The organism is Vibrio splendidus 12E03 (genome assembly GCF_000272105.2).
GTDB lineage: Bacteria > Pseudomonadota > Gammaproteobacteria > Enterobacterales > Vibrionaceae > Vibrio > Vibrio splendidus_I.
The window spans coordinates 14026-34201 of record NZ_AJZD02000279.1 but is presented as its reverse complement, the minus strand read 5'-3'; the positions used below and the strand labels follow the sequence as shown (position 1 = coordinate 34201).

General features: G+C 44.6%; 18 protein-coding genes and 3 pseudogenes. 14 read left to right on the top strand and 7 right to left on the bottom strand.

Annotated elements, in window-relative coordinates; genetic code table 11:
- The first annotated feature begins 22 nt into the window (after positions 1-22).
- The 5 genes and pseudogenes from A142_RS17545 to A142_RS17530 all read left to right on the top strand — a co-directional run bounded on the left by A142_RS17545 (position 23) and on the right by A142_RS17530 (position 5053).
- Positions 23-1215, top strand: a pseudogene (locus A142_RS17545) (winged helix-turn-helix domain-containing protein).
- A gap of 88 nt (positions 1216-1303) precedes the next feature.
- Positions 1304-1432 (top strand): annotated as a pseudogene (locus A142_RS25220) (putative quinol monooxygenase); the annotation flags it as partial.
- Positions 1424-1852, top strand: a pseudogene (locus A142_RS17540) (Gfo/Idh/MocA family protein); the annotation flags it as partial. The pseudogenes A142_RS25220 and A142_RS17540, both read left to right, overlap by 9 nt.
- 199 nt (positions 1853-2051) lie before the next feature.
- Positions 2052-2390, top strand: coding sequence for a hypothetical protein (locus tag A142_RS17535; protein WP_019827039.1), 339 nt, complete (start codon positions 2052-2054; stop codon positions 2388-2390).
- 431 nt (positions 2391-2821) lie between these two features.
- Positions 2822-5053 carry a hypothetical protein gene (locus A142_RS17530; protein ID WP_019827036.1) on the top strand — a complete coding sequence of 744 codons (2232 nt, stop codon included), beginning with the start codon at positions 2822-2824 and terminating at the stop codon, positions 5051-5053.
- A gap of 43 nt (positions 5054-5096) precedes the next feature.
- Here the strand turns inward: A142_RS17530 and A142_RS17525 are convergent, their stop codons facing one another.
- The 4 genes from A142_RS17525 to ulaR all read right to left on the bottom strand — a co-directional run bounded on the left by A142_RS17525 (position 5097) and on the right by ulaR (position 8019).
- On the bottom strand, positions 5097-5558 hold the full coding sequence (locus tag A142_RS17525; RefSeq protein ID WP_019827034.1) for a hypothetical protein: 462 nt from the start codon (positions 5556-5558) through the stop codon (positions 5097-5099).
- Between the two features lie 206 nt (positions 5559-5764).
- Complete coding sequence (locus tag A142_RS17520; RefSeq protein ID WP_019827032.1) at positions 5765-6007, bottom strand: hypothetical protein; 243 nt, start codon at positions 6005-6007, stop codon at positions 5765-5767.
- Between the two features lie 68 nt (positions 6008-6075).
- Entirely contained in the window at positions 6076-7143 is a 1068-nt protein-coding gene (gene ulaG / locus A142_RS17515; RefSeq protein ID WP_019827031.1) for an L-ascorbate 6-phosphate lactonase, read from the bottom strand.
- A 120-nt stretch (positions 7144-7263) separates the two neighbouring features.
- Positions 7264-8019, bottom strand: coding sequence for an HTH-type transcriptional regulator UlaR (gene ulaR / locus A142_RS17510; RefSeq protein ID WP_019827029.1), 756 nt, complete (start codon positions 8017-8019; stop codon positions 7264-7266).
- A 340-nt stretch (positions 8020-8359) separates the two neighbouring features.
- On the opposite strand from ulaR, the gene A142_RS17505 reads away from it, so the two are divergent.
- From A142_RS17505 to A142_RS17480, 6 genes are all read left to right on the top strand, one after another.
- Positions 8360-10198, top strand: coding sequence for a PTS ascorbate-specific subunit IIBC (locus A142_RS17505; protein ID WP_019827027.1), 1839 nt, complete (start codon positions 8360-8362; stop codon positions 10196-10198).
- 65 nt (positions 10199-10263) lie between these two features.
- Positions 10264-10731, top strand: a complete 468-nt coding sequence (locus A142_RS17500; RefSeq protein WP_019827025.1) for a PTS sugar transporter subunit IIA — start codon at positions 10264-10266, stop codon at positions 10729-10731.
- 10 nt (positions 10732-10741) lie between these two features.
- Positions 10742-11440 carry an L-ribulose-5-phosphate 4-epimerase gene (locus A142_RS17495; protein WP_019827024.1) on the top strand — a complete coding sequence of 233 codons (699 nt, stop codon included), beginning with the start codon at positions 10742-10744 and terminating at the stop codon, positions 11438-11440.
- A gap of 111 nt (positions 11441-11551) precedes the next feature.
- A complete protein-coding gene (locus A142_RS17490) occupies positions 11552-12373 on the top strand; it encodes a pyridoxal phosphatase (RefSeq protein WP_019827023.1) in 822 nt (273 codons plus the stop codon).
- A gap of 4 nt (positions 12374-12377) precedes the next feature.
- Positions 12378-13025 carry a 3-keto-L-gulonate-6-phosphate decarboxylase UlaD gene (locus A142_RS17485; protein ID WP_009845897.1) on the top strand — a complete coding sequence of 216 codons (648 nt, stop codon included), beginning with the start codon at positions 12378-12380 and terminating at the stop codon, positions 13023-13025.
- Positions 13026-13033: 8 nt separating this feature from the next.
- Positions 13034-13915: an L-ribulose-5-phosphate 3-epimerase gene (locus A142_RS17480; protein ID WP_019827022.1), complete on the top strand. Its 882-nt coding sequence runs from the start codon at positions 13034-13036 to the stop codon at positions 13913-13915.
- 124 nt (positions 13916-14039) lie between these two features.
- On the opposite strand, the gene A142_RS17475 is transcribed toward A142_RS17480, so the two are convergent.
- Complete coding sequence (locus tag A142_RS17475) at positions 14040-14249, bottom strand: hypothetical protein (protein WP_017092753.1); 210 nt, start codon at positions 14247-14249, stop codon at positions 14040-14042.
- 289 nt (positions 14250-14538) lie between these two features.
- On the opposite strand from A142_RS17475, the gene A142_RS17470 reads away from it, so the two are divergent.
- The 3 genes from A142_RS17470 (at position 14539) to A142_RS17460 (ending at position 18476) form a co-directional block, all read left to right on the top strand.
- Positions 14539-15708 (top strand): glycerate kinase, encoded by a 1170-nt coding sequence (locus A142_RS17470; RefSeq protein ID WP_019827021.1) that lies wholly within the window; start codon positions 14539-14541, stop codon positions 15706-15708.
- Between the two features lie 200 nt (positions 15709-15908).
- On the top strand, positions 15909-17360 hold the full coding sequence (locus A142_RS17465; protein WP_019827020.1) for a catalase: 1452 nt from the start codon (positions 15909-15911) through the stop codon (positions 17358-17360).
- A 243-nt stretch (positions 17361-17603) separates the two neighbouring features.
- Positions 17604-18476: a patatin-like phospholipase family protein gene (locus tag A142_RS17460; RefSeq protein WP_019827019.1), complete on the top strand. Its 873-nt coding sequence runs from the start codon at positions 17604-17606 to the stop codon at positions 18474-18476.
- 100 nt (positions 18477-18576) lie between these two features.
- Here the strand turns inward: A142_RS17460 and A142_RS17455 are convergent, their stop codons facing one another.
- Both A142_RS17455 and A142_RS17450 read right to left on the bottom strand, forming a co-directional pair.
- Positions 18577-19572: a 2-hydroxyacid dehydrogenase gene (locus tag A142_RS17455; RefSeq protein ID WP_019827018.1), complete on the bottom strand. Its 996-nt coding sequence runs from the start codon at positions 19570-19572 to the stop codon at positions 18577-18579.
- Positions 19573-19797: 225 nt separating this feature from the next.
- Complete coding sequence (locus tag A142_RS17450; protein ID WP_019827017.1) at positions 19798-20130, bottom strand: DUF1971 domain-containing protein; 333 nt, start codon at positions 20128-20130, stop codon at positions 19798-19800.
- Positions 20131-20176: the final 46 nt, after the last annotated feature.

Genomic DNA, 20176 nt, shown 5'->3' with positions numbered 1-20176 from the left:
TATCAATTAGAGTCTGAATTTCATGGAATCACTTTCACTCGCACAAGCACAAAAAATTGTACTGCTTTCGCAAAAATTGCCACCTAAAAAGCAACGCAATGGAGGAACTTTGGCGAACACGCTGTCTGCGATTGAAAACCTTGGGTATGTTCAAATTGATACCATTTCGGTGATTCAGCGATCTCACCACCATACGCTGTGGAATCGTAATCAAGACTACCAGCTTGATCATCTAGATAAGCTGTTAGAGCGCCGAGAGGTGTTTGAGTTTTGGTCGCATGCCGCCGCGTATTTACCCATGCGTGATTACCGATTCAGCCTACATCGCAAGAATGGGTTTGCCAGCGGTAAGCTCAAGCATTGGTATAAAAAGGATGACGCACTGATGGCTCATGTTCTCAAGCGAATTGAGAATGAGGGGCCATTGATGGCGAAAGACTTTGAAGGGGATAGACCAAACCCCGGCGGATGGGGCGGTAAACCGGCCAAACAGGCGCTAGAGACTTTGTTTATGCAAGGTGACTTAATGGTGCCAAGCCGAGTGAACTTTCATAAGGTGTATGACCTAACCGAGCGAGTTTTACCGAGTGGTATTGATACCTCTAAACCAACGGAACAAGAGTATATCGAGCATCTGATCACTCGTTATTTAGAAGCGAACGGTGTGGGCATTGCATCGGAGATGAGCTATCTACTCAGAACACTAAACCACTGATACAGAAGACACTCCAACAGATGCTTGAAGACAAACAAGTCATGAAGGTGGATGTTCAAGGTATTGATTATTATGTGTTGCCTAATGCATTTGAACTGCTGAGCCAGCCTCTTTCCCGAACTAAGTTAAAGATACTGTCTCCGTTCGATAATCTGTTGATTCAGCGTAAGCGAATGCAATCACTGTTTAACTTTGATTACCTTCTTGAGTGCTATGTGCCTGAGGCCAAGCGCCAGTTTGGTTACTTTAGTTTGCCGATACTGTGGCAAGGTGAGCTGGTGGCACGAATGGATTGTAAGGTTGACAGGAAGCGTGGCTTGCTCAATATTCTCAACTTGGTTGTTGAAGATCGAATCAAAAACCATGAATCATTCGTTCATGCTTTATGTGATGAGCTCAAACACTTCATGGTGTTCAACCAATGTGATGAGATGATCGTCTATAACACTACACCTTCTGATCTTGGAAAACGTTTGATGAACCATTGGCAAACAGTTTAGCAGCTTTATTGTTTAGAGAAATCTGAGTTGCTCAGTAGAGAGGCTAACAAGAACTCGACAAAGGTTCGGTTCTTCAATGACAGTTGCTTGGTTTTGCTTAGACATGCAGAGCCAGCCAGGCTGACTACAAGCGATTGCAACCTATGATCAAAACCAAAGCGACCGAGTGATCCTGCTTGAGCAATATGAAAGCCGTGAGGCGATCAATCAGCAATTTGGTGAGAGTGTGTTTGATGATGTGCAGATCTCAGCAATAGGGCGACGAGGCCAAGATGGCAATATCTGTGAATCTTCGGCGATGATGCATTTCAACGACCGTTTTACCGCGCAAATCCACACTGCTGAAGACCACGGTTTAAAGCATGGTTTTACGATCCTAGGCAGCAAAGGCTGTATCACGCTAGATACTAATCCATGGCTACCGACGGCAGAAAACACGTTCACTGTTGAGATATACGAAACGTCGACACGTGAAATTAAAGTCGAAGCACAAGGTGACGGCTTCTATTATCAAGTGCGCAATATCCGCCAAGCGGTTGAGCAAGGTGATACACAACTTGCTGCGCCAATGGCAACCCACCAAGACTCTCGCGTAATCATGAAGTTATTAACTGATTGGGAACAAGCGGCGAGCTAATGTTTTAGTAAATTCTATACTCGTCTCATGTTTGATCGCCTCGTAAGCTATCAAACATGAGGCGTTTCCTCTATATCTTCCAGTCGACTCTCCCCAATAAATACTTTGCATTTGAAACCGCCACAGTGTCCAATATCAGGTAGTACGAAACTGACCGAAAAACCTTATTTTTTAAGGTGTTAAATAGGACCTTTGGCGCATGCGTAAATCAGATAAGAAAATCGAGAATCAAATCAGAGACGTGTTAACTTACGTTTGTGAAGACACGCTGAAAGGCTTCGATGGTTTTTTATGGGTGACTCACTCGGTCAACTTCTCATCTTTTCCGCAAAGTTTGAAAATTGTCTGTGTATTCGATACCAATCAGGATAGAACGAACTTCTTAAGTGGCGAAGGTCAACAGAGTGCCTTTGGGGCTATCCAACACGCGTTCAATCAAGTTGGGATTCAACTGAAGAATATCGATAAGCATGTTAGTTACGATACACAAGAAAATTGCGACCGTGACCACCAAGGGAAGTGGAACAAGAGGCTTTAAGGTGCGTTGTCATCGTTCTTGTTTAGGCAGCCTATCCAAATTGAGTTTCAATAGTGTGGCGCTCAAACTGAGATTCGATACAGCAAATCCAAGTCCTATTTTGAGTTCTAGGCTCTGATAACTTCTCATCTTCCAAACCGTATTATTCTCATTTTGAGAAAATCTGAGCTGATTTCTCGTTAGCCGGAGATACTTGGTTTCCAAATAAAATTAAAATCACAAAAACTTATATTTTCCTTAATGCATTGATTTTGAATCGGCATTTGCTCGTTTTACTTGCCACCGATGAAACAAGACAGACGAGCACTTGAACAATAGAGCCATGTAGTCGATACTTTTTTCGTATTTTGATTCCTAAATTGACACGTAAGTTGGCTGACTTTTCGTCTTGTGATTTAAGGCATGACAGTATCGATTAGGAAATTTGAATCATGAAAACCTACATTTCTGGGCTGCTCGCACTCATACCGTCATGTTTAATCGCTGGTTACGCTTTTGCTGTTGGTACAGCGCTTGTGCTGCCAGGGCAACATGAAGTTGGTGTTGATCTTTCGGGCTCCCCACTATCTGCGAATGCCGTCATTGATTGGGAAATTTCCAACAGTGATATTGTGTTCGGAGCTTATGCCGACAAAGCCGACAATGAGCGGGCCACGACAATTGGTTATATGTACAACCAAGTCATGGCGATTAACTCGGGTTGGTTGGAGAACGATCTCCGTAACCAAGCTGAGTTAGAAGGCCTCAATTTCGAAGACTATTTCCTGCACTTTTCTGAAGATACTGTTATTGCCGAAGTTGATAAAACTCATGGCGAAAAGACGCTTTTAAACCGAAAACCTATGATCTTGGGCTATACAGCCAGTGAAGAGCATGCTGGCTTTTGGCTGTATCAAGACCCTCCTTGGGATGCCGATGTGTTCGAGAATTACGAACAGGGCGGGGCATTGTATGTCTATCATGCTGAGCAGTTCGAACGGCTGACCTTTAAGTTCTCACAGTTTGCTGGCAGTGGTGAATTTTGGATTGAATACCCAACGGCTATTGATTCTCACGGAAGGGTTTCACAGTGGGAAAGGCTTGATGTAAAGAAAGACAAAACGCTCAATATGATCAAAAACCAATCGGTGATTTGGAACCTTCCGGATAACTGGGTAAGAGCCACAACTCATGATGGGAGCGGGGCGAGTTATGGCGGCGGCCAGTACTTTGGCTCAACCTTTTTGAGAGATGGCGGACGCTTATACGTTGTGAGAGTTCGTTGGCAAAGCGAGAGCGCCGACGACAGACCACGTTTAAAAGAAGTGAAACTCAAAAACAGTTTTCCAACCGTCAAATTAACCGACGCTCCGACCACAACACCGGATGGCAATGCTATTAGCCAGTGGAGAAAAATCCGTGGCTTTGACGTGTCTGCAGACCTAGATGGCGATAACTACTTGTCGCCAAGCGAGTATCGGAATCGAACCAATAAGAATGCAACAGCGCGTTTTCGTTGGGAATCAAGAGTGTTGCCATTTGGTCGAATGTGGAGCGCTAACTCATCTTGGTCGCTAACGAACGTCGCAAACGCGGATTATCTATCTGCTATTCATCGCTACTACAAGCAAAGCTGGGCAAGCCAAGGTTTGAATGGTGCGTACAACGACGACACAAATAAACTCATTGGTTCGAACCAGTTCTACGTTCACTCTGGCGGGCATGTTCAAGAGTTAGAAGCCGTTGTGGGCTCGAATCAAGCGGATGATCTCTATAAACAACAATTTTCAGCGTTTCTCAAAAATCTATCTGCTTTAGAAAGTGATGCGTCGATTGGGTTGAATATCGGAACCGCGAACTTGCTGGGTCGAAATGGACAGTCTCATCTTAGCGAGGCAGGATCTCTGTATTTACGAGAACACTACATTTTTCCTTCTACTGGGTTTAGTGGTTACTCGGGAATCTCTAAGTTCTGGGATAACTCTGCGCTCGCCTACAATGGGCAAAGTGTTATTTTTCAGGCGACAACGCGTTATGGGCGAGTTCAGTATCTTGGAAATAGTGAAGAGAATTGGAAGCAAGACCAATACTCGACCCTAGCGATCTACCACCTCAATCGACACGCTCAACATAGCTACTTTAATCAGTGGAACAATGGTTACGTCTATGGAAGTGGCAATACGACGGGTGACACTTTCTGGCAAAGTGGCGTCCCTAAAAACATCGCCTACCAACCAAGTTCGTTATTGGCCGTTGACTTGGGAGAGCCGAGTCATCAAATCCCACAAGGCTTTGAACCGATTCCTTTGATGCTATCAACAACGACACCTCAACCCGCGGACTACACCATCGTTGGCGATTCCTCGATGAACGAAATGGTGCATGCTGACCTGCCCAATGGCATGACTCACGTTCTACCGACGTTCACGTACTTTATGTATCAATCTGAAAATCAGGTGGTTGCTGGTGGTCCTGAAGACATGGTGTTAGCGAGAGAGTTCAGCAATGGTCGTGTGTTGTATCGCACGGATTTCCACGGTAAGAATCCGAGTTTTTATGACGCGGCAAAACTCACCATTACGCTGGATGTCCCAATGAAACCTGTTGAGGCTAACGGTAACGTTGGTGAGTATGTGAGTGAAGTAGAAATTGGCGGTTATGAAGGGCTGTTCTTACTTTATTAAAACCAATGCGAATGAGCACTCTCGAACCAGAGCCGACTAGACCTTAGGTTCGGGATATGAGCTTATTCTTTTTACACTGCTTAAACTCTTTGGCTATCCATGACTTTTCGTTCAAACCATTGTCAATTAGAGCAAATAAATAACCATCAACCTTGCTTGAAGCGGTTGGGTATTCTTGAAATACATGCTTGGGATAGCCCGGGTAATTCGTCTCATATTTGTTGTCTAGTTGCTTGCCTAACTCTCGCCATTTAACGAATAGTTCAGAAGACGAGGTTGGCTTTTTGTATTGGCCTAAAATTCGGTGGTGATGGACTAATGCCACTTTGGCGCAGTGGTTGGTTTGTACTACCTTCTGTATGAGCTCTGCTTGTGTCTCGCTGATTGTTTTCGCTAGTGCATTTTCTTGCTCGATGCGCTCTATTCGCTCACCAAAGGTTTCAGCGTGCATAGAAAAGATAACAGAAATGGGTAAAACCAATGCCAAAAGGCGCTTGCAGAACACAACCTAACTCGTTGAATGGATTCATCACTATTATGCCGTTGAGTAACAATATTATTAACGAATAAACACGCTTAATTGTAAGAATTATTTTTATCGAGTGGATTAATAAATGCTTTCTGTTTTGTTTTATTCATAAGGTGAATGGTTTGCTTATTCCGCTGGAATAACGGTTTTCAACGATCTTAATTTAATCGGAATATTATCGGCTAGAGATGTTGGATATCGATCGAGTGGTAAGGAAAACCGATCGCTTTTGCCGCATTCAACAGCGCCTGTCGAGTCTTAAATACTCTGGGTTGCATCTTTCTATCAGATTCAAGAAAACTGTTCACACCCCACTGATTGCTTTTCACCATTAAGTAATAGCCATTAGCACAAGGCGAAACAACACCAATGGCTGCTTTTAAATCACCACGAGTAAAGTGATTCTTAAATTCGCGTAATACCATATCAATGTCCTTATTCGATGATGAAAAAAGGGAGCGAATCGCTCCCTAGTTAAAGTGGTTACTAATGATTACAAGAATGCGCGGTATGGCAGTTCTGGGTCATTTTTGAAGATGTCAGCAAAGCCGCGGAAGTGTTGGTAGTGCATGCGACCTTTATCTGTAGGGTAAGTGTATTTACCACCTACTTGCCAGAAGAAAGGAGCAAATCCGTATTGCAGGCGTTCTTTCTTCATGTTCCACAACATTTCGATTTCACGGGGGTCGTTTTGGAAGTTCGCCCAAATGTCGTGGTGGAACGGAACAACCACTTCACAGTTCAAAGACTCAGCAGCACGAAGAATGTCTGAAGATGTCATTTTGTCTGTTACGCCACGTGGGTTCTCACCGTAAGAAAGCAGTGCAACGTCGATCTTGTGATCATTACCGTGTTTAGCGTAGTAATTAGAGTAGTGAGAGTCGCCAGAGTGGTAAACAGAGCCACCGGTTGTTTCTACCAAGTAGTTCACTGCGCGGTCATCCATGCCGTCTAGAATTTCTTTGTCTATAGAAGAAGTCCCTTCTGGTAGTGTTACAAGTGCAGTACGGTCGAATGCATCAAGAACCTTAATATTGACGTCTTTGATCTTAATCTCGTCGCCAACTTTCGCGATAACACAACGATCTTCTGGCACACCCCATTTCATCCATAAATCAACACACGCTTTAGGACCAATGAATTTAACGTGCTCGCCGCAGTTTTGTAGAACCGCCGCTGCAACGTTGATATCGATGTGGTCGCCGTGGTCATGAGATGCCATAACTGCATCGATCTCTTTGATAGCGAAAGGGTCCAATGGGAAGATCGCGGTACGTAGGTTTGGTTGAAGTGCTTCCACACCGCCCATACGCATCATTTGGTGCTGGTTTTTCATTTTTTGAACGGCTTGTGTTTTTTTACCAGTACCACACCAGAAGTCCATTGATAGGTTTGCACCTTCTTCTGATTTTAGCCAAATACCTGTACAACCCAGCCACCACATAGAAAACGTACCCGGTTGCACAACTGTTTGTTCAATCTCTTCATTTAACCATGTGCCCCACTCAGGGAATGTATTTAGGATCCAAGACTCGCGAGTGATTTCGTTTACATTGCTCATGATAATACCTTTTATTTCAATAATTTGATTAATTTTGGATGTAGGGAGCCGAGCGCCTTAATTTGGATTAAGGCACTGAGCTGAATTTATTATTATTGGGAGGGCAATTTGCCCTGTGATTTAAACTAAGATGACTTGCGTCCCTTGAGCTTCAATCTGTTTAACAACTTCTGGATTGGCGTCTTTACCGGTGATGACGATGTCTATTTGCTTGGTATTGCAAAAGAGCATTCCGGTGCGTTGTCCAACCTTTGAACTGTCGACCACCACCACGAGTTTATCGACCTGTTCAAGCATTTGCTGTTCAGCGACGGCTGTTAACATGTCGGCTTTGTATAACCCGGCGTCAGTTAAGCCTTTGCCTGAAGTGAACATCCAGTTTCCTGCATAACCGCCTAGTGAATTAGGAGCTGGATTCAAAAAGATGTTCTGCGCTTTGTTGTATTGACCGCCAATGATGATGACATCGTCATGATCTTCGTTGATCAAATAACTTGCGAGTGGGAAGTAGTTCGTTACGATTTGAACGTCATCTCCACATAGCTGTTGGCCAAGTAGGAAAGCTGTAGAGCCGCAGTTGATTACGACTGTATCACCCGACTGACAAAGTCCAGCGGCTGCTTGTGCAATCTCGGATTTCTCTTCATAGAACTCAGTGCTGTTGATATTCAGTGGTGACCACTTCCTCTTCTGAGTTTCTACTCGCTCTGCACCATTTCGAATCTTTCGCAGTCGGCCTAGCTCATCTAATTTAGCGATATCACGTCTTGCAGTTGCTGGTGAAACACTAAATTTATCAATGATATGTGAGACGTTGATTGTCTGCATATCTTCTAACAGCGACACGATGCCGTTATGTCTTTGTACTTCATTCATATTTATCACTCTTTATGTCGTTGTGACAATTTGATGATTACTTTTGATTTGTTTTGATTCTAATAATCACCGTCATGATTGTCAAACCACATCGATATAAAAATAGGATCTCAATCACAATGTTTTATAAGTTATTGATTTTAAATAATTTGTTGTTTTTGTATGTGATCCCAAGCTCAATTAGGCGCATTCCTAGTGTGGTTAATTGACATAAATCAAAGTAATCACAAGTGAGCATTGAGTGATTACTTTTGATTGGTAAAGTCTAGTTCGTGAGCAAAACTTAGAATCATCACATCCTACAAATCATTAAAATTAAAAACTAACCAGGGGTAAAGATATGGAATTCTTATATGATATTTTCTATATTTTTTACAGTCAGGTAATGACCAAAGCACCGTTGCTACTCGGTCTTGTTACTTGTCTCGGCTACATCCTTTTAAAACGTGACGCAACAACTGTTATCTCCGGCTCTATAAAAACCATCGTTGGTTTTATGATAGTGCAGGTAGGTGCGGGAACATTGGTAGCGGGTTTCAAACCAGTTATCGAAAAAATGAGTGAAATACATGGCTTGACGGGCTCGGTGATTGACCCGTACACCTCCATGATGTCCACCATGGAAACCATGGGCGACAATTACTCTTGGGTTGGGTATGCAGTATTACTGGCACTTGGGCTGAACATTCTTCTTGTTGCCTTCCGTCGTATTACGGGTATCCGAACCATCATGCTGACTGGACATATCATGTTCCAGCAAGCAGGCCTTATTGCTGTTTTCTACTTCGTGCTTGGCGCAAGTATGTGGGAAACCATCATTTACTCTGCAATATTGATGGCGTTGTACTGGGGTATTTCGTCAAACATCATGTTCAAGCCGACTCAAGAAGTCACTGGCGGGGCGGGTTTCTCGATTGGTCACCAACAGCAGTTTGCTTCATGGGTAGCCACCAAGGTTGCACCGAAACTTGGCGACAAGAACGACAGTGTCGACCACATTAAACTGCCTAAGTGGTTGCACATTTTTCACGACAGTATCGCTGCAACAACATTGGTGATGACTGGCTTCTTCGGCATTATTCTTCTTTCGTTCGGTCTTGATAACCTTCAAGACATGGCGGGCAAGACTCACTGGCTTATCTACATTTTCGAAACAGGTTTGAAATTCGCAGTCGCGATTCAAGTTATCGTAACAGGCGTTCGTATGTTCGTAGCTGAATTGTCTGAGGCCTTTAACGGTATCTCACAACGTCTTATTCCAAACGCTGTTTTAGCAATCGATTGTGCGGCTATTTATGCCTACTCACCGAACGCAATGGTATTCGGTTTCATGTGGGGTGCTGTTGGTCAATTCACGGCAGTGCTTGCAATGCTTGCGTTCGACGCGCCAATCATGATTATCCCTGGCTTTATCCCAATGTTCTTCTCGAACGCAACCATCGGCGTGTTTGCTAACCACTTTGGTGGCTGGAAAGCGGTGATGAAAATCTGTTTCGTGATGGGCATCATCGAAGTGGTTGGCTCTGCTTGGGCAATCCATATCTTCGCTCAATCAGGTACTGAGTTTAATGGCTGGATGGGTATGGCTGACTGGGCTTTGGTATTCCCACCAATCATGCAAGGTATCTCAAGCTCTAGCATGTTCTTCTTTGTGATTTTGGCTTTGGCAGGCATTTACATGTACTTCGCTTCTAAGCAACTACGAGCGGAAGAAGACGCAGAAGCTGCTGCTGAAACAATGACTGCCGTAACGCCTGAAGGCATTGAGGTTGAAGTTGCGGTACCACAACAATCGACAGCAACTGCTGAAGCTCCATCGGTTTCTGCAACGGCTGCTTCTACAACATCAGAAAATCGAGGGTCGCCAGCAGCTGATCAGAAACCGGTTCGCGTTCTAGTGTGCTGTGGTTCTGGGCAAGGTTCTTCAATGATGTGCTCTAAGAAAATCAAAGAGTACTTGGACAAGAAAGGCATCCCAAGCACGACATTCAACAGCGCTATCACCGATTACAAATCGCACCTTGGCTCATTCGACATCATCGTTACTTCGGTTGCTCTTGCAGCGAAGATCACGGGGCTTCCTGAGGGCAAGCAGCAGTTAGCGGTGAAGAACATGATTATGGTGAAAACCTTCGGCGACGAGCTGGTTTCCATCATCGAGAATAACTTCCACAAATAATGAAAATGGCTCAGTGGTATAGCGCTACTGAGCCAATAAAAACAATTATATAAGTGAGCAATAACATGAACCTAAAAGAATCTCTTATCCAGAACAACTCTATCCTACTCAACGCTAAAGCGGCTGACTGGAAAGCTGCGATCAAGCTTGGAACTGATGCATTGGTGAAAGCGGGTATTGCAGAAGAGCGTTACTACGACGCGATTACCAAAGCGATTGGTGAAGAAGGCCCTTATATCTGTATTCACGATGCGTTCGCACTACCGCATTGCCGCCCTGAAGACGGTGTTATTCGTACTGGGTTTGCGCTAACTGTGCTTGAAACACCAATCATGTTTGAAGGTGTTGATGAGCCTGTAGATGTGTTGATCACGCTAGCGGGTAAAGACTCAGAAGAGCACATCGAAGGCACTATGCAAGTGGCGAACTTGATTGAATTCGATGAAGACTTCTCAAAACTTCGCGCGTGCAAAAGCCCAGAAGAAGTGGCGCGTTTAATTGATGCAGCATTGCTTCAAGCGGAAGCGGCGTAAGGAGGCAACGATGTCTAAATATAGCCAATTGAAACAACGTGTTTTAGAAGCCAATTTGCAACTTCCGAAATACGGCTTGGTGACTTTCACTTGGGGAAACGTCTCTGAGTTTGACCGTGCTAATGGCGTAATAGCCATTAAACCATCGGGTGTCGAGTACTGCGACATGACCGCTGAAGATATGGTCGTCGTCGATCTAGAAGGCAACATCGTTGAGGGGAAGCTCAACCCTTCAAGTGATACTGCGACTCATTTAGAGCTTTACAAAGCTTTCCCTGAGGTCAGTGGCATTGTTCACACGCATTCACGCAGTGCCACGATTTGGGCGCAAGCCGGTATCGACATTCCAGCTTTGGGTACTACACATGCAGACTACTTCTACGGTGATATTCCATGTACTCGTCGTTTATCTCACTCTGAAATATCTGAAGAGTACGAGAAAAATACCGGCCTTGTGATCATTGAAGAGTTCCAGCAACGCCGAATTGATCCTATGGCAGTTCCAAGTGTGATTGTTGCAGGACATGCGCCATTTTCTTGGGGTAAAGATGCAAACGACGCCGTTCATAACGCGGTGGTGCTAGAGGAAGTGTCTGCAATGGCATTGGCTACACGCTCGCTGAACAGTGGCATCAAGATTCAGCCGGAGCTATCAGACAAACACTACCTGCGTAAGCATGGTGAAAATGCTTATTACGGCCAACAGTAAATCGGCTTTTCGTTGAAATAAGTCGTTTAAGTAAGCCGTTTAACGAGTTTCGATTCTAAGTAGTTTCAATATTGATTAGGCCTAATTTCAGGGAATAAGTGAGAGGACTCTATGTATAAAGTGCTGGCGTTAGATCTCGATGGAACCGTGTTAAAGGATGATCACACGATTCATCCAGAGGTAAAAAAGGCGATTCAAGAAGCCAAACAAAGTTGTCATGTCGTGATTGTTACAGGTCGACACCACACAGCGGCGCGACCTTACTACTACGAATTGGGGTTAGATACGCCAATCATCTGCTGTAACGGCACTTATGTTTATGACTATGAGACTGAAACGGTACTGACTCAAAACGCCATAGAGAAAGATAAGGCGCTTACCTTCATCGATATGGCTGACGAGTTTCAACTCAAAATGGTCATGTACATCACACATGCGATGACGTACTCACAGTACAACCCATTTGCTTACATGCTGGCGTTGGAAAGCTGGGCTGAAACCGCACCGGAGCAACACAGACCTCAAATATACCAAGTGGAGTCATTCACTGAAGCGGCTCAGCAAGCCGAACACGTTTGGAAGTTTGTGGTGGAAGGCAGCCAAGACTCAGTAGACCGTTTAATGCAACACCCATGGATAGAAGAGAACTTCAACGGTGAACGTTCTTGGTCAAACCGAATAGATTTTGCTGCGAAAGGTAACAGTAAGGGCCTACGCCTTGCTGAATACATCGCAGACCTGGGTTATCACGCCGATGACGTCATAGCTGTCGGTGATAACCACAACGACATATCCATGCTTAAGTACGCCGGATTAGGCGTAGCGATGCTCAATGCTGATGACATCGTCAAGTCACACGTTCAGTGCGTGTGCTCAACAGATAACAACCATGATGGCTTAGCCCGTCTAATACGTGAACAAATTAAAGGATAACAACATGACTAAACCAATGATTCAGATCGCCCTAGACCAAACAAATCTTCCTGCTGCCATTGAAGTAGCAAACAACGTTGAAAGCTTTGTTGATGTGATTGAAGTGGGCACTATTTTGGCGTTTGCAGAAGGGATGACGGCGGTGTCTACACTTCGTAAGAATCACCCAGACCATATCCTTGTGTGTGACATGAAAACAACAGATGGTGGCGCGATTTTGGCTCGCATGGCATTCGAAGCCGGTGCTGATTGGATAACGGTTTCTGCGGCTGCACACATCGCCACCATTGGTGCATGTAAGAAAGTCGCTGACGAATTTAACGGTGAAATCCAAATCGAAATTTACGGCAATTGGACAATGGATGATGCTCAATCTTGGGTCGACCTAGGTATTTCACAAGCGATTTACCACCGTTCTCGTGATGCTGAATTAGCGGGTGTGGGTTGGACAGAAGAGGATCTTGTGAAGATGCGTGCATTATCTGAAATGGGCATCGAGCTTTCTATCACAGGGGGCATCGTGCCTGAAGACCTATACCTATTTGAAGGAATTAAAGCGAAAACCTTTATCGCGGGTCGCGCACTTGCGGGTGACAAAGGTAAAGAAACAGCAGAAGCGCTAAAAGCTCAGATCGATCGCTACTGGAACTAGGAGGCGTTATGTATCAAAACTTGTTACGCCACCGTGTAGGGCTTTATGAAAAGGCCCTACCTAACGAACTTAGCTGGGAAGATAAGCTGGCAACAACCAAAGAACTCGGCTTTGATTTTCTTGAGATATCGGTAGATGAATCAGACGAGCGCCGCAGCCGTTTGGATTGGAATGACGAGGAAGTGTATGCCCTACGTCACCTGTGTGAAAAGCATGGTGTACCTCTGCAATCCATGTGTTTAAGCGCGCATCGCAAGTTCCCATTTGGTTCAGCAGATCCGGCGATTCGTGAACAAGCGGTTATCCATATGGAGAAGGCTATCTCGTTGGCTTACAAATTGGGTATTCGTACCATCCAACTGGCTGGATATGACGTTTACTACGAGCCTGCTGATAAAGTAACTCACCAGAGGTTCATTGAAGGAATGAAGCTTTCGGCGCAGTTGGCTGAAAGATCGGGCGTAATGCTTGCTGTGGAAATCATGGACACCGATTACCTGAACTCTTTGAGTAAGTTCGAAGTGCTGAGCCGCGAAGTTAATTCACCGTATTTCACGGCGTATCCGGATGTGGGCAATATCTCTGGTTGGAATTACGACATAGTGACTGAGCTAAAACTGAGTAAGCCTCATATCACTCAGATCCACCTCAAAGACACGTATAAAGTGACTGACGAGTACAAAGGGCAATTTCGAGACTTAGTAATTGGTGATGGTGAGGTTGACTTCAATGCCATTTTTGAAACGTTGAAAGAGACTGAGTGCGTTGTACCACTCGTGATCGAGATGTGGGCTCAAGATGAACGCTGGAAAGAGAATATACTCACGGCACAAAAACGCTTGAATGAAGTGTGTGTTCAAACGGGTGTTCCGATGTTGTTTGGCCACTAGCTCTACTTAGAATGCTTAACGAGTTTCTCTTTGCGTTCTCCATGCTCCTAACGAAAAGAGAAAATGCAGCATATTGCCCCCAATATGCTGCATTTTTATATCAATGTCGAAATAGTGGCTGCGTTTAAACAGCGATCGTCACATGATCACGACCCACTTCAGCCATCTGAATGAGGTAGTCCGTGTGGTACTTCTTCTTGATGATGATTTGGCTACCGATTTCAGCAACAATCTTTACCACTTCTAACGCATCAGAAGGATGCAATGAAGAGTCTTTTGAAATTTCGATATTAACGCCTAAATTTGCCAATTTGATGATGTCGCTAGAATGCATAATGATGTCCAAGATGTTTGATTTTCGTGGACTATACCATCTTCAATTTATGCAACTCTACTCTACCTGGCCTAAAATTTCGGTAGATGCTCTCAATCTATGATTCCAATATGTAAGTAGTCGATCTAACTCACAAATTGCGGGTATCAATAACCTCAATGAGAGGGGCTATCTGCTTAGTATTTACTTTATATACTGCCCCTATTAAGTGATTAGCTTGCTGATCTTCAATAGGGGAATTTTTAGATCGGGCACTCATCAAAATTACTAATCTTTTGGATCTCTCAGTATGAAAATTGTTATTGCACCAGACTCGTTTAAAGAATCTTTATCGGCTGTATCGGTGGCGGCGTGTATTGAACAAGGTTTTCGTGAAGTCTTCCCCGACGCGGATTACGTGACCTTGCCTTTAGCCGATGGCGGCGAAGGGACTGTGGATGTGTTGCTGCAAGGTTTAGCGGGGCAGAAGCGAAAACATCAAGTGGAAGGGCCGTTGGGCGCATTGGTTAATGCTGAATGGGCGATGCTTGAACCATCCGATCGCAACCCCAACAAAACGGCATTGATTGAAATTGCTGCCGCATCTGGTTTGGACTTGCTGACGCCAGAGCTGCGTGATCCCTTGGTAGCTTCGTCTTTCGGTACAGGGCAGTTGATTTTAGAAGCGATAGAGCAGGGTGCTCAAACGATCATTCTCGGATTGGGTGGTAGTGCGACCAATGATGGTGGTGCGGGTATTGTTCAAGCTTTGGGTGGTCGTTTGCTAGATCAAAAAGAGCAAGAGCTTAACCGAGGTGGTGCTGCGTTAGCGGAGTTAGTATCTATTGATCTTACTGATCTAGATTCACGCTGCGCGGATATCGAGTTGATCGTCGCGTGCGATGTGGATAATCCGCTGTGTGGTGAAAATGGTGCTAGCCATATATTCGGCCCACAAAAAGGGGCGACTCCTGACCAAGTATTGATGCTTGATAAGGCGCTTGATAATTTTGCTCAAGTTTCTGAATCTCAAGGTTGTACTCGTGGTGATGACTCTGTTCACAAGCGTAAGGGTTATGGCGCGGCTGGTGGTGCTCCAATGGGACTTGGTTTGCTATTCAACATGCAAATTAAACCCGGTATCGAGATGGTACTGGACGTTTTGCAAGCCGATGATGTGTTGAAAGGTGCCGACCTTGTGATTACCGGTGAAGGGCAGATGGACAATCAAACTCTGCAAGGAAAGACACCTTATGGCATTGCCAAGCGTGCAAGTTTACAAGGTATTCCAACCATAGGTATTGCCGGATCACTGGGCACTGAAGTCGAAGCGCTTTATGGTGAAATGAACAGTTTGTTCGGGACTGTGCGCTCTCCTCAGTCACTCGAGCAAGTACTACGAGAAGCTGAATTGAACTTAACTAGAACGGCAAGAAATATAGCTTCGACGCTGAAATTAGGACATGCAATTCTAAAATAAAGTTCGGTGATACAAAGGCTTAGTTAACTCACCTGTTCGATAGGTTTTATAGATAGCAACGATAAATATAAACGATTATATTTTCTGGTCACTCAGGTCTATTCTTTATCCATATTATTTTAGTGGTTTTTAAAGTATTGAATCCACTTAAATCGAAGATATGGCAACGATGCGATATCTTTTACCTTAAGGAATAGACCATGAGTAAAAAACTAACTACAGCTGCGGGTTGTCCTGTTGCTCATAATCAGAATGTTCAAACGGCGGGCAAACGCGGCCCACAGCTTCTACAAGATGTTTGGTTTTTAGAGAAATTGGCTCACTTTGATCGTGAAGTGATTCCAGAGCGTCGCATGCACGCAAAAGGCTCAGGTGCTTACGGTACATTTACCGTGACCCACGATATTACCAAATACACCAAGGCAAAACTGTTCTCTGAAGTTGGTAAGAAAACCGACCTTTTTGCACGTTTTACGACAGTAGCAGGCGAGCGTGGCGCAGCTGATGCTGAGCGTGATATTCGTGGTTTTGCATTGAAATTCTATACCGAAGAAGGTAACTGGGACATGGTGGGTAACAACACGCCTGTGTTTTTCTTACGCGATCCTCTTAAATTCCCAGATCTAAATCATGCAGTGAAACGTGACCCACGTACTAACATGCGTAGCGCGAAGAACAACTGGGATTTCTGGACTTCTCTGCCTGAAGCACTTCACCAAATCACTATCGTAATGAGTGATCGTGGTATCCCAGCTACTTACCGCCACATGCACGGTTTTGGTAGCCACACATTTAGCTTTATCAACAGTGATAATGAGCGTTTTTGGGTTAAATTCCACTTCAAATCTCAGCAAGGTATTAAGAACTTGTCGGATGCTGAAGCAGCGAAGCTGATCGGCGAAGATCGTGAAAGTCACCAACGTGATCTGCTAGAAAGCATCGATAACCAAGACTTCCCGAAATGGAAACTTAAAGTTCAAGTGATGCCAGAAGCGGACGCAGCGAAAGTACCTTACAACCCATTCGATCTTACTAAGATCTGGCCTCATGCAGACTACCCATTGATTGAAGTGGGTGAGCTAGAGCTTAACCGCAACCCTGAGAACTTCTTCGCTGAAGTTGAGCAGTCAGCATTCAACCCTGCTAACGTAGTTCCAGGTATCAGCTTCTCGCCAGACAAGATGCTACAAGGTCGTCTGTTTGCTTACGGTGATGCTCAGCGCTACCGTTTGGGTGTTAACCATCAGCACATCCCAGTGAACGCACCTCGTTGCCCTGTACACAGCTACCACCGTGATGGTGCGATGCGTGTTGACGGTAACTTTGGTAGCACATTAGGCTATGAGCCAAACAACGAAGGCCAATGGGCAGAGCAACCTGATTTTGCAGAACCAGCATTGAACCTTGATGGTGCAGCAGCACACTGGGATCATCGCGAAGATGAAGATTACTTCTCGCAACCGGGTGACCTGTTCCGCCTAATGACACCAGAAAAACAAGCGATTCTGTTTGATAACACAGCTCGCAACCTAGGCGGCGTACCTAAAGAGATTCAATTGCGTCACCTAAGACACTGTTACAAAGCCGACCCAGCATATGGCGAAGGCATTGGTAAACTGCTTGAAATTGATGTAAGCGAATTTAAGTCGTAATCAAAAAGCTTGATTAGTTAAATGAAAGGCCGTTGAGTGAATTACTCAATGGCCTTTTTTGATCGCGCTGTGTAATGGGGGTATGTACTAGGAAAACCGTGTCAGTCACGTCAATTTATTGAAATTTATCGCTTTTTCTATTAATAGCTTTTGCCTATCGAATTGATAAATCTATCCCATTATCTTTATAAGACGGACGGGATTATCCTACGGCTATCAGTTTATAAAGTAGTAGAGTTTGAGATGAGTAAAAGCGCATTAATCGTTGAAGGTGGGGCAATGAGAGGCATCTTCGCTGCCGGAGTGTTAGACGCCTTTATGGAAGACGATTTCCGTCCTTATGATTTTGCCATTGGCGTATCTGCGGGCGTATCCAATTTGGTTGGTTACTTATCTCAAGCGCCAAAACGCAGCTACAACGTGATCACCACGATGGCGACCGATAAAACCTTCTTCAACCCAACTCGTTTTGCCAAGGGTGGTAACTTGGTAGACGTGAAGTGGTTGTGGAATGAATCAAACCAACGCTATCCACTGGATTGTGGTGAGATGTTTTCAAGTATCCCACTGATTGCCGCTGTGACGAATGTGGATACAGGCAGTGCCGATTACTATCACATTAAGCCAGAAAACCTTTCTAATGTGGTTGAAGCAACAACGGCCTTACCTATCGCTTACCGTGAAACACCGTGCTTCTCTGGCGGCTGTTATACAGATGGTGGTGTAGCCGATTCAATTCCAGTTCGTGAAGCTTATCGCCGTGGTGCGCGTGATATTACCGTGATTCTATCTCACCCATTGAGCTACCGAATGAAGCCGCAGAAGTATCAGTGGATGCTGAAAAAACTGTTAAAGAAATTCCCAAACATTGCGGAGTCGATGGCGGTACGTGCTGAAAACTACAACCAGTCTTTGGAGTTCATTCGTAACCCTCCAAAAGATGCGACCATTAAGGTGATTGCGCCACCGGAAACGTTCGCGGTTAAGCGACTGACTATGGTTCAAAGTACCTTGGATGCAGGTTATGAGATGGGCGTGAAGGCAGGGGAAGAGCATCTGGCTATTCGAAAAGGTACTTACGGATTAGACATCGAGGATTGCCACTTCTGCATCTAGTTCTGTTTTCTATATTGGGATAACCCAAAAAGCCACGCTGTTCACTTAGGAATAGCGTGGCTTTGTATTTGTAGAGCTAGTCTGTTTTTAAATCAGCTCGTTATTGAACGAGTTCGTTGCCGCTGGTGTTGTCTGCAAAGAAAGCGTCAACGCTGGTTAGGGTTGTATTGGCAATGTTGAACAGTGCATCTTTGGTCAAGAAAGCTTGGTGACCTGTGAACAGCACGTTATGGCAAGCAGATAGGCGACGGAACACGTCATCCACAATCACATCGTTAGACTTGTCTTGGAAGAACAGCTCTTTCTCGTTGTCATACACATCAAGGCCAAGCGCGCCAATCTTACTCTGTTTCAGTGCTTCGATTGCTGCGGTTGAATCTAACAGTTCACCGCGGCTGGTGTTAACGATCATCACGCCATCTTTCATTTTCTCAAATGCAGTCGCATCCAAAAGATGGTAGTTCTCTTTGCTCATTGGGCAGTGCAGAGAAATCACATCAGACTCTTGATAAAGCTCATCCAATTCCACGTATTTAGCACCTAGTTCAACGGCTAATGGGTTTGGATATGGGTCATAACATAGGATGTTCATGCCCAAACCCTTCAGAATGCGCATCGTTGCTAAGCCAATCTTACCTGAACCAATCACACCAACGGTTTTACCGTGGAAGTTAAAGCCGACCAAGCCTTCAAGGGAGAAGTTCGCATCACGAGTTCGTTGGTATGCCTTGTGCAGTTTACGGTTCAAACACATCATCATGCCGACCGTGTGTTCAGCTACCGATTCTGGTGAATAAGCAGGAACGCGAACCACTTGCAGGCCAAACTCTTTGGCTGCGCCTAGGTCGACTTTATCAAAACCCGCACAGCGCATTGCAATCAGCTTGGTGCCGCCTTGTGCAAGAATCTCTAGCACGTCTCGCGATAGGTCGTCGTTTACAAATGCACACACCACTTCGTTGTCGTGCGCCATTTTTGCCGTGGTTGTAGTGAGGCGAAAATCATGGAAATGAAACTCAGCGTTGAGTTCGCCTTTCGCAAGGTTGAATGATTTTTCGTCGTATGATTTTGAGCTAAAAAAAGCAATGTTGAGCATGGCTTCCTCTCTTACCTAAAATATAAATAACCCGTCTGTTTTATTAATCTAAAATCGGGCTAAAACTAATAACTCTGTTCAGTGTGCTAGAGTTTTTTTCTCTTGTCTATCACCATTAGTCATTGTAATTATTAAGGTTATTTGGTCTTTTATCTCCACTTATTGAACATTAAAAATCACATTACGAAGTAGCTTGCTTATAAGTTCATGAATATCGAATGGATCTTACTTTCGAGTGTTGAACATCTTCTTGGTCTCTTTTTCTGACCAGAAATTAATGTTGAATTGTGCGTCGTCACTCAGTTCCACTCGATGCCAATATTGAGGTGGACTGGTGGCAAATTGCCCGGCTTCAATTGTGATCACTTTTTCTGGTTCTGTTGCTTCAATATCAGCAAAACCATAGAAGGTCACTGTACCTTCCATTACGCAGATCTGACCAAAGACACCCTCTGCGGTGTTGTGATGGTTGAGGAGTGCTGCTGGTATATTGTCTTTGGTGAAAAACGGTGTTGAACGTTGGATTTTACAGTGTGACGGAATACGTAAATGACTCATATAAAACCTCTTATCTGACTGTTCTTTAAAATGGGTACTTCTCTGT